At 67.4% G+C, this 12,552-nt stretch carries 9 protein-coding genes and 1 tRNA gene; 1 reads left to right on the top strand and 9 read right to left on the bottom strand.

Features of this window, described 5'->3' with window-relative positions:
- Window positions 1-438 precede the first annotated feature (438 nt).
- The 5 genes from L0M17_RS22655 to L0M17_RS22650 all read right to left on the bottom strand — a co-directional run bounded on the left by L0M17_RS22655 (window position 439) and on the right by L0M17_RS22650 (window position 6,589).
- A complete protein-coding gene (locus L0M17_RS22655) occupies window positions 439-1,632 on the bottom strand; it encodes a tyrosine-type recombinase/integrase (protein ID WP_241052961.1) in 1,194 nt (397 codons plus the stop codon).
- Window positions 1,633-1,638: 6 nt separating this feature from the next.
- Window positions 1,639-1,869 carry a helix-turn-helix domain-containing protein gene (locus L0M17_RS06215; protein ID WP_241052959.1) on the bottom strand — a complete coding sequence of 77 codons (231 nt, stop codon included), beginning with the start codon at window positions 1,867-1,869 and terminating at the stop codon, window positions 1,639-1,641.
- 183 nt (window positions 1,870-2,052) lie between these two features.
- Window positions 2,053-2,126, bottom strand: a tRNA-Met gene (locus L0M17_RS06210).
- A 62-nt stretch (window positions 2,127-2,188) separates the two neighbouring features.
- On the bottom strand, window positions 2,189-5,209 hold the full coding sequence (locus L0M17_RS06205; protein WP_241052957.1) for a UPF0182 family membrane protein: 3,021 nt from the start codon (window positions 5,207-5,209) through the stop codon (window positions 2,189-2,191).
- A gap of 192 nt (window positions 5,210-5,401) precedes the next feature.
- Complete coding sequence (locus L0M17_RS22650) at window positions 5,402-6,589, bottom strand: YlbL family protein (protein WP_241052949.1); 1,188 nt, start codon at window positions 6,587-6,589, stop codon at window positions 5,402-5,404.
- A 230-nt stretch (window positions 6,590-6,819) separates the two neighbouring features.
- On the opposite strand from L0M17_RS22650, the gene L0M17_RS06195 reads away from it, so the two are divergent.
- Window positions 6,820-8,361: a zinc-dependent metalloprotease gene (locus L0M17_RS06195; protein WP_241056332.1), complete on the top strand. Its 1,542-nt coding sequence runs from the start codon at window positions 6,820-6,822 to the stop codon at window positions 8,359-8,361.
- A gap of 132 nt (window positions 8,362-8,493) precedes the next feature.
- Here the strand turns inward: L0M17_RS06195 and L0M17_RS06190 are convergent, their stop codons facing one another.
- The 4 genes from L0M17_RS06190 to nudC are packed head-to-tail and all read right to left on the bottom strand — an operon-like array spanning window position 8,494 to window position 12,502.
- On the bottom strand, window positions 8,494-8,694 hold the full coding sequence (locus L0M17_RS06190; protein WP_241052944.1) for a hypothetical protein: 201 nt from the start codon (window positions 8,692-8,694) through the stop codon (window positions 8,494-8,496).
- Window positions 8,695-8,704: 10 nt separating this feature from the next.
- Window positions 8,705-9,262: a M48 metallopeptidase family protein gene (locus L0M17_RS06185; RefSeq protein ID WP_241052939.1), complete on the bottom strand. Its 558-nt coding sequence runs from the start codon at window positions 9,260-9,262 to the stop codon at window positions 8,705-8,707.
- Entirely contained in the window at window positions 9,252-11,363 is a 2,112-nt protein-coding gene (locus tag L0M17_RS06180) for an ATP-dependent DNA helicase UvrD2 (RefSeq protein WP_241052936.1), read from the bottom strand. Before L0M17_RS06180 ends, L0M17_RS06185 begins: the two co-directional genes overlap by 11 nt.
- Window positions 11,360-12,502, bottom strand: a complete 1,143-nt coding sequence (nudC, locus tag L0M17_RS06175) for an NAD(+) diphosphatase (protein WP_241052934.1) — start codon at window positions 12,500-12,502, stop codon at window positions 11,360-11,362. Before nudC ends, L0M17_RS06180 begins: the two co-directional genes overlap by 4 nt.
- Window positions 12,503-12,552: the final 50 nt, after the last annotated feature.

The raw sequence follows: 12,552 nt of genomic DNA, 5'->3' as shown, positions 1-12,552 counted from the left end.
CAGACAGTCCCGCCATAAGTGCTAACCCAGGCGCTAAGAGTCGTGGATGTCGGGGCATCTCGACGTTGTTATCGACAGCTTACGTGTCGAGGATCGTTGATTTTCTGCGGCACAACGCGCACCAGTGGTTTCGGGCGCGAGGGGGGCACCGAGGAGTTCAAGTGTTCCCGCTCGGGGTCGTCGCTCACACCCCTCCTCTCCGCGGAAGCGACGGTGGCGCCACGGTGGCCCCATCGTGTGACCTGCGAAAACGCCCCGCAACCCGGAAAGCCGACGCGGCGGCCGCACCGCCGGAAGCGTCTGCAGCAGCCGGGTCCTGTGCCGCCCCGTTCGGGGAGCCCGGAGCGCGACGGCGACGCGACCATGCTACGCCGTGCGGGCATGAAGGGACCAGATGTGCGCTCCGACGTGATCGCGTCATCCCCGCCTCCGGCCCGCTCACGGTGTGCCCTGCCTCGCGAAGGTGGCGTCGAGGATTGCCGCGGTGGCGGGGTTCACCATCTCGTTGCGGCGGATGTAGTGCTGGACGGTGATGCGGGGGTCGACGTGCCCGAGCAGCTCAGCGGCGAGATCGACACCGGCGCTGTCGCTGATGGCGGTGGCCGCGGTGCGCCGGAACATATGCGGGGTGACTCCCTCGATGCCGGCCAGCTCGAGCACATGCCGCAGCTGCCGGCGCACGTTGGCCGCCGTCAGCGCGGTCCCGTTGCGGCTGGCGAACAGCAGCCCGTCAGGCGAAGGGTCCTTCACCGCGGCCAGGCGAGTGCGTACGGCCTCCGCGGTGAACGAGGGCAGCGCGATCGTGCGGCGCGACTTGTGTGTCTTCGGGTGGTCCTGCCGCGTGGGCGGACCCCCGGAGCCGCGCGGCGTCACGAGGGTGCCGGCGATTCGGATCGAGGGCACGGGCGAGGTCAGGTCGATATCGCGGCAGCGAATGGCCAGGACCTCCCCGATCCGGGCGGAGGTGCCCAGCATGATCTCGACGATCGCGCCGAGCTGGCCGTCGGGTTTCGGGCCGCAGGGACTCAGGCCCCTCTCCCAGCACAGGATCGCGGTCCGCACCGCGTCGACCTCTGCCGCGCTCAGCGCGCTCGGGTCGGGCCGGGGTTGGCGCAGCCGGGCGATGGACTCCATCGGGCTGCGTGGCAGGACCTCGTGCCGCACCGCGAGCCCGAATGCCTGGCGGAGCACATTGCGGGCCTGCTTGGCGCGGCTGTAGCTGATCCGCCGCTGCTGCTTGATGAACGCATCGCAGCGGGCCACGCCGATCTCCCGCAGCGTCAGGTCCGCGAAGTGCGGGAGCACGAGGTGGGTCATGTTCCACCGATAGAGCCCCTTGGTGCCCCCGGCCAGATCCGGATTCAGCTCCACGTCGGCCAGCCAGTAGTCGGCGAGCTGCCTGAAGGTGCTATCCGCACTCAGCTCGCCGCTGCCGCACTGGTAGACCGCGCGCGCGGACAGCTTCTCCTTCAGCGCCCGCTCGGCAGCGCTCTGCGTGCACCCCGAAGCCTGCACAAGGCGGGTCGCGCCGTCCCAGTCCCGGAACCGGGTACGCGCCCGCACCCTGCCGGAGGCCGCAGTGATGAACCCGAACTCGCCGAAGGTGCCAATCGGCCGACGCGGCCTAGCCACGACCGGTCAGCTCCCGCCCGACACGGCCGGGTCGCGCTGCTGTTCCACCCACGCCTTCACATCGGAGACAGCGAACATGACGTGCTTGCCGAAGCGGTAGGCCGGCGGCCCCTTCCGGTTCGTACGCCAGTCGTAGATCGTCGAGACCGGCACCCCCAGATAGGCCGCGAGGGTCACCACGTCGATCATCGGCTCCAGCCCCGGGACCGACCGGACCGGCTTGGATACAGCGCTCATACCGCACAGGTGCGCCGCCGAGACCACGGAATCCGCTACCACCCCGAAACAACCCGAGCCAGCGGCAGCGGCCCGCTCCGCTGGTGCCGGGGACGAGGGGTTTCCGATGACTAAACGATGACCGTATCAAGTTCCACCTACGCAGGAAGGGCCGGAAACCCGTAAGTTTCCGGCCCTTCTTCGTTGCGGGGACAGGATTTGAACCTGCGACCTCTGGGTTATGAGCCCAGCGAGCTACCGAACTGCTCCACCCCGCGCCGCGGTCCCTACGTTACCAATCGGTGAACGCCAGCGCCAAATCGGCGGGGAGTGGCTGCGATCAGCGGCTCGGGCTTGGCGAAGGACTCGCCGATGAGCTGGACGAGGGACTCGGCGAAGACGTCGAAGGAGCGGTCGACGAGCCCTGCCCCTGGGCAGCCTGCAGGCTGGCCTCGGCCGCGAGCGCGCGGGTGACGGCATCGCTCAACCTCTGCTGTGCGGCACCGTAGTCGGCGAAGTTGCCGTTCTGAAGGGCTGTTTGGCTATCGCTCAAGGCCTTCTTTGCATCCTGAAGCGCCTGGTTGAGCTGGGAATTCGCGCTGCTCGCCGCTGTGGACGAATTAGGGGGCGATTGCGGTGGCGCGCTCGAATTGTTCCCAGCGTCCCCAGCTGAAGCTCCCGCGTTCCCCCCAAAGAGGCTCTTGAGGGCTTCGTCGAGCGTCGGCGCGAAGCCGACCTTGTCGCCGAACGCGACGAGAACTCGCTGGAGCGTCGGATAGGACGTCGATCCCGTCGACTGGACATAGACCGGTTCGACGTACAGCAGACCCCCTCCCACCGGGAGAGTGAGCAAATTGCCGTTTTGGACCTTCGAGGCTCCCTGTCTGAGCAGATTGAGGGAAGTCGATACCGAGGGGTCGGAGTCGAAGCGCGACTGTACCTGGCCCGGCCCCGGCACATTCGTATCGGTCGGGAGTCTCAGCAATTGCAGCTTCCCGTAGTCCGGCCCCTTGACCCCTGCCTTGCTGCCCGCATCGGAGTCGGCAGCAAGGAAGCCGTACATGACATCGCGCGATTTGCCTGCCTGTACCGTCTGAGGGATAAAGCTCGAGGTCAACTGGAAGGCGGGTGCCTTCTGCCCCGGCATCTGCAGCGACATGTAATAGGGCGGCTGCTTGCCGCCGTTCTGCGACGCGCTCGTCGGATCGTCCGGAACGCTCCAGACGTCGTCGTTCTGGTAGAAGCTCGCCGGGTCCGTCACGTGATAGGTGGTCAGCAGTTCTCGCTGGACCTTGAAGAGGTCCTCCGGGTACCGCACGTGGCTCATGAGCGAGCCCGACATATCCGAGATCGGCTTCACACTGGAAGGGAAGACCTTCTCCCAGGTCCTGAGGATGGGATCCTGATCGTCCCACGCATACAGCGTGACGGAACCGTCGAAGGCATCGACGGTTGCCTTGACCGAGTTGCGGATGTAGTTGACGCTCGACGGCGGGAGGGCACCGTTGCGGCCGGCGGCCGTCTGCGAGTCGGACGTCACCTGCTGGAGCTGCTGCTGTTGTGAGTACGGGAAGTACTGGCTCGTCGTGTAGCCGTCCACGATCCACTTCACACGACCGTCGACCACTGCCGGATACGCGGTCCCGTCGAGCGTCAGATAAGGCGCGACCTGCTGGACTCGCTGGAGGGGATTTCGGTTGTAGAGGATCTGCGACTGGGAGTTGACGGCGTCCGAGAACAGGAGGTCCGTGCTCTGGAACTTCACCGAGTAGATGAGACGGTTGAACCAGTTGCCCACGTTGGGGCCGCCGTTGCCCGTGTACGTGTAGAGAGTGTCACCAGAGTTGCCCTGCGGCTTGTCCTGCTCACGGGGCTGTGAGCCCGAAGGCCCTCCCACAACGGAGTAATCGGGCGAATACTGCCCGAAGTAGATGCGCGGCTGGTATGAGCTCTCGGTGCCGAGCGCACCCGTCGTCGGAATCCCCGACTGGAGGAAGACGGGCTTGCCGTCAGAAGTCGCCGTGTTGCCGTAGGCCGCGACCACGCCATAGCCGTGGGTGTAGACGACGTGCGTGTTGTACCACGACTGCTGGTCCGGGCTGAGTCCGTTCAGATTCAGCTCGCGGACGGCGATCACGGTGTCCTGGCTCCTGCCATTGACGCTGTAGCGGTCGACGTTGAGCGTCGGCGAGAACTGATAGTACGGGCGGTACTGTTCGAGCTGCTGGAAGGTCGACGACACAAGCGTCGGATCGAGAAGCCGGATGTTCTGAGTGGTCTGCGCGTCGGGCTGGAGAGCGCCGGGCGCCGCATTGGTGGTCGCGTTGTAGGGAGTGACCTGAACGTTGTCCAAGCCGTAGGCTTCGCGCGTCAGCGAGATGTTCCGCTCAATGTAGGGGCCCTCGAGCGTCTTCTCCGAAGGCGTCACCTGGAACTGCTGGATGACCCACGGGTAGATCCCGCCGGCGAAGATGCCCGTGATGACAAGCATGGCCGTCCCGATGAGCGGAAGCCTCCAGCGCCCAATCGCAGCGGCGATGAAGAACAGGATCGCGACGATGCCAGCAGCGATCGCGAGTATGGCCTGGGTCGGAATGACCGCGTTGACGTCCGTGTACATCGCGCCAGCCCACCGGGTGCCGGCATTCTGCAGGGTGCCGTAACGGTCGATCCAGAAGTTGATCGCGATGAGAAGCAGCAGGAGGCCTCCGCTGATCGCGAGGTGCAGCTGTGCCGCACGCGAGGTGTAGAGACCGCGGTCGCTGATCCGGATAGAGCCGTAGAGGTAGTGAGTGAGGAGCCCTGCGATGCCCGCGATGATGACGATGCTCAGGATGTAACCCACGAGCGTCCCGATGAAAGGAAGCGTGAAGAGGTAGAAGCTGAAGTCCAGCCCGAACTGGGGGTCCTTCTGCCCGAACGGCACCTGGTTGAAGAACAGCACGACCTTCTGCCATTGGCTTCCAGCCGCTGCACCCGCGAAGAGGGCAAAGACGATCGGCACGCCGACCATGACCACGCGGCGCACTGGCTCGAGCTGCGCTTGGTAGCGGCTCATGTTGTCCTGCGGTCCGCCGTCGGGCGCGTAGACGGGACGCGCGCGGTAGGCGAGCCGGATCGCCGCGTAGACGCCCAGGCCCATGCCCAGCGCACCGACGAGGAAGACGAGCGTCCGCGAGAGGTTCTCGGTAATGAACACCCCGAGGTACCCGAGCTGTTGGAACCACAGGACATCAGTCCAGACCTGAGTGAAGAGCACGAAGCCGACCACGAGCACCACCGCGATGATGATCGTGGGGATGAGGGGTCCGCGCCTCTTCCTCAGGGGCCGCGGGGTGGTGCCTTCTGGACGGGCTGTCACGTTTACCCCTTCATCAAATGCTCGGTCTCATCACGGCGCAACAGTCAGCCTGCGCCGAGCGTCCGGGCGCAGTGCACCCTCGCCTAAGTCAAGCACGCCCTGCCCCGATACGTAGTTCCCGCCCGCTCCGTGGTGACCGGTAACGATTCGGAGACGGGCGAGGGGTTCATGGGACGGATTGCTTCCTAGGAGCTACTTCGTGCACTGCGGCAGCGTCGCGGGGTCCGTCCCTTGTGCATACGCCTGGATCGCATGACGCGCGGCATCGAGGGTCCCGACCTTCACGACGGACAGTCCACTGGGTATGTGCCCCACGACCTCACCGCAGTTCCCCGCAGGCGCCAGGAAGAGGGTGGCCCCCTGCGACCGCGCGCCCTCCATCTTCTGGACGATGCCGCCGATCTCTCCGACGGAACCGTCGGGACTGATCGTTCCGGTCCCGGCAATCTGCTTTCCATTCGTGAGGTTTCCGGGCGTCAGCTTGTCGATGATGCCGAGTGCGAACATCATGCCGGCGCTCGGTCCGCCCACCCTGTCCAACGCGACGTCCACCCTGAACGGGAACGAGAACGAGTAGGCGACCGTGAACCCGAGCAGGTAATGGCCTCCTCCCGAATCGCGGGGCGTGATCGAGACGGTGTGCTGCGTCCCGTTGCGTTGGAAGACGACGTCGAGCGGCTTGCCCTTGGAAGACGCCACAAGCTGCTGGATGGCCGTGAGAGAAGCGACCTTCTGCCCGCCGACACTCAGAATCGTGTCCTGCGGCTGGAGCTTTCCGGCGGAAGCCGAGTTCTGGACGAGCGAGGCGATCTTGAGCTGCTGTTGAAACGGGATTGAGAGCGTCTTGAGCGCGGCGGCGACGGCGTCGTCCTGCGAATTCTGCATATCTGCGGCATTCTGCTGGGAGACCGTCTGGCTCGTCACGCCCGGAGGGTAGACGGCGTCTACCGGCAGGATCGACTGCGAGGGGTCCAGCGCGGAGCGGATGAGCCCCAGGAGGCTCACGTTCGAGTTCGGGCCGCCTTCGACATACACCGTCGTCACGTTGAGCGCGCCTTGCGCCGGGTACGTCTGGCGGCCCTGGATCGCGATGATGTCCTTGCCGTTGTCGGACCCCAGCGTGTTGTAGACAGGTCCGGGCAGCTCGACCACATACGGGACCGGCGCGGCCCACACGATGCCGCCGAGAACGAGGGCCGCGACCGCGGCGACCGCCCCGACGAGGCCCCGTCCGGTGCGCCGGGAACGCCCGACGACGGCGTCGTCGCCTGAGCCGTCCCGCACGGCGCCGTGGGGCTCCCCCGGCGAGCCGTCCTCAGGAGGCCGCGCGCCGCCGTCGTCCGCTGGGATGCCGGCGGTCGGGGGGACGCTGCTGCTCACGCGGCGCCTTTCCGCGGCGGGATCGCCGCTTGTGCTCAGGGATTCGCTTCCTCCAGCGTAGTGCGCCCCGGGGGCGCGGGAGCCCCGGCACGCCACGCCGCATCGGGACTCCACGCCGCACTGGGACCCTACGCTGTGCCCAGAGCGAAAGGCACTCGTGCGCGGAGACAGCCGTGTCCGCACGCGGTACCGTGAGGTTGATCGTTCCCTCCCAAGTGATCGGCGGCATCATGACCACTCCGGACAAGCCACAGGGCAACGGCGAGGAACCCCAGGATCCCCTCGCCGAACTCTTCGCCAAGCTCATGGGCGGGGAAGGCCTCGAAGGGGTCGACCCAGCCGAGATCGCCAAGGCGGCAGGTCTCCCAAGCGACCCCGCCGTCCTCCAACAGATGTTCCAGCAGGTCCAGTCCATGATGATGTCCTCGGCCGGGGACGGACCCGTGAACTGGCAGCTCGCGCACGAGCACGCGCGCCGTACCGCCGCGACGACCTCCGACCCCTCGGTCTCGGCTCTGCAGAACCGTGACGTCGACGAGGCGCTGCGCCTCGCCGAGCTGTGGCTCGACAATGTGACGGATTTCCCCTCCACGGGCCTAATCGGCCGCGGCTGGTCGCGTGCCGAATGGATTGAAGCGACGATGGCCACTTGGCGTCGGCTGACCGAGCCGGTCGCCAACAGCGTCGCCACAGCCCTCTCGACCGCCATCAGCGAACAGCTCCCCGAAGAGATGAAGGGCATGCTCGGGGGCGCGACCTCGATGCTCCAGAACATGGGCGGCGCGATCTTCGGCATGCAGCTCGGGGCGGCCATCGGCGCGCTCTCCGGCGAAGTCGTGAGCGCTTCCGACATCGGGGTCCCACTCGTCGACCTCGAAATGGCACTCCTTCCCGCGAACGTCGCGAAGTTCGGCGAAGGCCTGGGGCTGCCGGAGGGCGACGTGCGGCTGTACCTCGCGGTCCGCGAGGCGGCACACGCCCGGCTTTTCATGCACGTCCCCTGGCTCCGCGCCCACCTGCTCGGCGCGGTCGAAGACTACGCGCGAGGCATCCACATTGACGTCTCCCGAATCGAAGAGGTCGCCCGCGAAGTCGACCCGCGGAATCCGGAATCCCTCCAGGAAGCGCTTCAGGGCGGCGTCTTCACGCCCGAGCGGACGCCGCGACAGGAGGCGGCGCTCGCGAAGCTCGAAACCGCATTGGCCCTCGTCGAGGGCTGGGTGGACGAACTCACCGCAGCGGCGACCGAGAACGTCCTGCCTTCCTCGCCCGCCCTCCGCGAGGCCGTCCGGCGGCGGCGGGCCACGGGTGGCCCGGCAGAGCACGCATTCGCGTCGCTCGTTGGCCTCGAGCTGCGCCCCCGGCGCCTGCGCGACGCCGCCCAGCTGTGGGCGTCCCTCAAGCAGGAACGCGGCGTGACGGGCCGGGACGCCATCTGGAAGCACCCGGATCTTCTCCCGACCGCGGAGGATCTCGACGATCCCAACGGCTTCAGCTCGCGGCGCTCCGCCGCAGAGGCTCAGGAGACCGAGGTCGACGCGGCACTCGAGAAGCTGCTCGCGGGCGGATTTGACCACCCGAGCGAGGCCGCTACCCCGGAAGGCGGCGAAGAGTCCGGGGCAGACGCCGAGGACGCCGCCTCCAGCGAGGCGAACGAGGCGGGGACCCCGGAGGCGAAACCATCAGAGGACGGACCTGAGGGCGCGACCGGCGACGGACGTCCCGGCGGAGACGACGGCGGGGACGGCGGGGAGCCGCACGCAGGCAAATGAGGCTCGAGCTGTCGGCTAGGCTCGCCCTGCTTGGGGGCTGCCGGGGGCGCCGGCGCCTTCGGACGGTTCGAGGGCCTTCGGACGGCCCAGAGCCTTCGGACCGCCCAGGGCTGGAGGTGGCCCGAGGCGTGTCTAGTCGACATCCTCCACGATCGTCCCGAACGGGATCCGGTCATCTACGAGCGCCTGCAGCGCGTGAGGCTCATTGTCGACGATCCTGACCCCGTACAGTCCGTCCGCTGCGGACTGCAGGAGCACTGGTCGGACGGTCTCGATGAAGTCGGCGCTGCGGCCCTCGAGATACTTCGCATACCCGGCTGGAAGCTGGCTCATGGGCCAGATTCTAGGCCGGAGGGCCCTCCGGCGTAAGGCCCCGCGAGGCAGCGAAGGAGACGCCCGCGAGGAACGCCTTTGCTTCCGCCATCCGCGGGTAGCGCTCGACGAGGGCCCAGAATCTGGGCGTGTGGCCCGCGACGAGAAGATGCGCGAGCTCGTGGACGAGCACGTAGTCAACAACCCACTGCGGCATCCCTTGAAGCTGGTGCGACAGGCGGATACTCCGCTCTCCCGGCGTGCACGAACCCCACCGAGTCGACTGGTTCGTGACCCACCGCACGGTCTCCGGCCGTGCGCGACCCTCCAAGAACCTCCCCGAGAGCTCCGCAGCCCGCACCATGAGTTCCTGGTCGCTGCGAGGGCCGCTCCGGCGAGACCTGTCCCGCTCGAGACGCTCGACCATCCGCTCAACCCAGAGTTTCTCCTCGACCTTTGTGAATCGTGCGGGGATCGCGACGATGGCGGTTCCGCCCTCCCAGAACGCGCTCACCGTCTTGCGGCGCCGGGCCGAACGGCGCACCTCGACGGGCGGGGAGCCGTTGGGCTGCGAGCTGTCAGGCGCCACGGAGCAGCTCCAGGACGGCGTCGCCATACCGTTCGAGTTTCGCCTTGCCGACGCCGGCGACTTTGGCGAGATCGCCCAGACTCTCGGGCTTCGCCTCGGCGATGGCCGTGAGCGTCGCATCGGTGAACACGACGAACGCTGGGACGTCCGCCTCCCGTGCCTGCTCAAGGCGCCACGCCCGCAATGATTCGAACGTGGCTTCGTCGTACGACGGCGGGCAGGCGGCGCAGCGACCGACCTTGCGTTCCGCACCCGATTCGAGCACGGCTCCGCACACTCGGCACACCGCCGGGCCCCGGTACTCCCGCCGCCGGCGAGCCGAAGCGCCTCCCGTCGCGGACGCCGTCGTACGCAGGCTGCCTGGCCGCAGCCCGTCAAGAAAGCGTGACGGGCGGCGGTGCGCTCTGCCCCCGGGGGTCCGTGAGAGTGACCACGAAAGGTGGAGGAACTCTCGGGCCCTCGTGATCCCGACGTAGAGCAAGCGGCGCTCCTCGTCGACGGTAGCCGGGGTGTCGGCGAAGGAAATCGGGACGAGCCCCTCACTCAGGCCAACGAGGAACACAGCGTCCCACTCGAGACCCTTGGCAGCGTGCAGGGAGGCGAGCGTGACCCCCTGCACGGCGGGGGCGTGCTGGGCGGCTGACCTCTCATGCAGCTCGATGACGAACTCCGGCAGGCCGAAGGATTCTCCCCGGCCGGCCGAGAGCTCGTCTGCGAGCGCGACGAGTGCCGAGAGCGACTCCCAGCGTTCCCTCGTGGCCCCGCTTCCAGACGGCGCTGTGTCGGCGTAGCCGAGCGAGGAGAGGACGTCTCGGACGGTTTGGCCGAGTGGAACGCCGGTCGGCTGGGTCCTCGCCGCCCCCCGGAGCTGGAGAAGGGCGTCACGGACCTCCCGCCGGTTGAAGAACCGCTCGCCACCGCGCAGCTGGTAGCCGATGCCAGCGGCCGTGAGTGCTTGCTCGAAGGCCTCCGACTGCCCGTTGGTGCGGAACAGCACGGCGATGTCCTTCGGCTCGGTGCCAGTCGCCACGAGCTGGCCGATTCGCTGGGCAACAGCGGCCGCCTCGGCCTCGTCATCGGAGCACTCGGCGAACTCGGGGGCCGGCCCTGCGGGCCTCTGGGCCAGGAGCTGGAGTGGCTCGGCCCACAGCCGATCTGCGGCCGGTCCACCGCTTCGGCGTGCTCCCAGGAGACGGTTCGCGAGATCGACTACTTGGGGAGTGGAGCGGTAGTCTCGCACGAGTTTCACCACGGTCGCGTCCGGAAAGCGTTGACCGAATTCGAGAAGGTGGGCCGATGTTGCCCCGGTGAAGGAATAGATGGTCTGGCTCGCGTCCCCGACGACGCAGAGTTCCTCGCGGCCTCCGAGCCACAGCTCGAGCAGACGCTGCTGGAGCGGCGAGACGTCCTGGTACTCGTCGACCACGAAGTGCCGGTACTGCTCGCGGACCTCGGCCGCGACCTTCGGATCCTCCTGCAGAATCCCGACCGTGATGAGGAGGACGTCTTCGAAATCGATCAGGTTCCTGTCGATCTTGACGTCCTCGTACGCCTGGAAGAGACGGGCCACGGTCGTGGGCTGGAGACCTCCCGGCTCGCCACGGCCAGCAGCTCCCTGGAGATAGGTGGAGGGAGTGAGCATCGAGACCTTGGCCCATTCGAGTTCGGAGGCAAGGTCGCGAATCGCCGCACGGTCAACGGTCAGCCGGAGCCGTCTGGCCGCCTCAGCAATGGCCTGCGCCTTGTGCTCAAGCAGGCCCGGGAGCTGGCCACCGACCGCCTGCGGCCAGAAGTACTGGAGCTGCCGGAGCGCGGCAGCGTGAAACGTCCGAGCCTGCACCCCGCCGACGCCGAGATCGCGCAGACGGCTCCGCATCTCGGCAGCAGCCCTGGACGTGAACGTCACGGCGAGCAGGCGTTGCGGCTGGTACACGCCGGCATGGACACCGTAGGCGATCCTGTGCGTGATGGCCCGCGTCTTGCCGGTGCCCGCTCCCGCGAGGACGCAGAGCGGGCCCTGGAGGGTGGTTGCGACCGTGCGCTGCTCGTCGTCGAGACCGCCCAAGAGCCGGTCCTCAAGCGACTGGACTTCCGTCGTCATGCTCGCGCCTGCTCGGGGGCACGATCCTCAATCGGGCCTCCGTACCAGTGCTCGATGAGGGCCCGTGAAATGGACGCGCGCGTCGGGAGAGTGACTTCGCCGCTCGCAACAGCATCTTGGAGCTCTTCCCGCTCGAACCAGCGCGCCCTGACTACCTCCTCGCCATCCGGCCTCGCCACCGTGTCCTCAGTACGCGCCGTGAAACCGAGCATGAGCGAAGCGGGGAATGGCCACGGCTGCGAGCCGAGGTACTGGCAGGCAGAGACCCGCACTCCGACTTCTTCGCCAATCTCGCGGATGACGGCCTGCTCGAGGGACTCCCCCGGTTCGACGAACCCCGCGAGCGTCGAGAACATTGTGGAGTGCATCCGCGCTCCACGGCCGAGCAGAACCCGGCCGTCGGGGCCGACGACAGTGACGATGATGGCTGGGTCGGTGCGCGGGAAGTGCTCGGAGCCGTCTTGGCTGCAGACCCGCACCCAGCCGCTCGAAACAATGTCGGTCGGTGCTCCGCAGCGTGGACACCGCGGGTGAGTCCTGTGCCAGTTGGCGATTGCGTTGGCCTCGAGCAGAAGACCGGCCTCGAAGGGATGCATAGCGGCGCCGACCTCCCGGAAGCCCAGCCATTGCGCATCCTGTGGGAGCATCCCCGCACCCGCAGTTGCCGGTTCGGACATAACGCCAGCAATCGGTTCGACGGGCTCTGGGAGGACGACGAGGACGATGTCGGAACCGGCTTGGAGCGCCGTCCCCCCATCCTCAGCCAACCGCGCGTCCTCGGGCACGCGCCCGAGATACACGACAAGTCCCTCGAGCCATTCCTGAGGTAGCTCAGCTGCGGGCAGGAGAAGCAGCCGCTCCCCCTCCATCGCCGCCCGGTGCTGAGCGAGCAACAAGGCGACTGTCCCCCGCTCTCGAACGACCGAAGCGAGGAAAGCCGAATTGGCCCGGTCTTCGCTCCGGCGGTCGAGGGCAGCGGGCACAACTGGCAGAAGCATCGGAGAGAGCGCTCCGGCGAGAGGGCCCTCCCCATTCACCCCGCCCCTGCCGTAGAGTCGGCGCGGCGTGGAATCCACGGAAGACGCGGAGCCCGGGTTGGTGTTCGAGCTCGAATTGAAGGAGGCAGAGCCGGAGGTCATAGTCCTACCGTACTGAGCCTCACCGACAGTCGCATGCCGAGGATGGCCGC

Origin of the sequence: Sinomonas terrae, assembly GCF_022539255.1 — a bacterium.
Classification (GTDB): domain Bacteria; phylum Actinomycetota; class Actinomycetes; order Actinomycetales; family Micrococcaceae; genus Sinomonas; species Sinomonas terrae.
Note: the sequence above shows the minus strand (reverse complement) of the source record. Positions and strands in the feature narration are given on the sequence as shown.

Excerpts from the sequence above, each read along its gene's own strand:
- L0M17_RS06215 (WP_241052959.1), bottom strand. The coding sequence starts at position 1,869 with ATGAGCGCTGTATCCAAGCCGGTCCGGTCGGTCCCGGGGCTGGAGCCG.
- L0M17_RS06195 (WP_241056332.1), top strand. The coding sequence starts at position 6,820 with ATGACCACTCCGGACAAGCCACAGGGCAACGGCGAGGAACCCCAGGAT.
- L0M17_RS06190 (WP_241052944.1), bottom strand. The coding sequence starts at position 8,694 with ATGAGCCAGCTTCCAGCCGGGTATGCGAAGTATCTCGAGGGCCGCAGC.
- L0M17_RS06180 (WP_241052936.1), bottom strand. The coding sequence starts at position 11,363 with ATGACGACGGAAGTCCAGTCGCTTGAGGACCGGCTCTTGGGCGGTCTC.
- nudC (WP_241052934.1), bottom strand. The coding sequence starts at position 12,502 with ATGACCTCCGGCTCTGCCTCCTTCAATTCGAGCTCGAACACCAACCCG.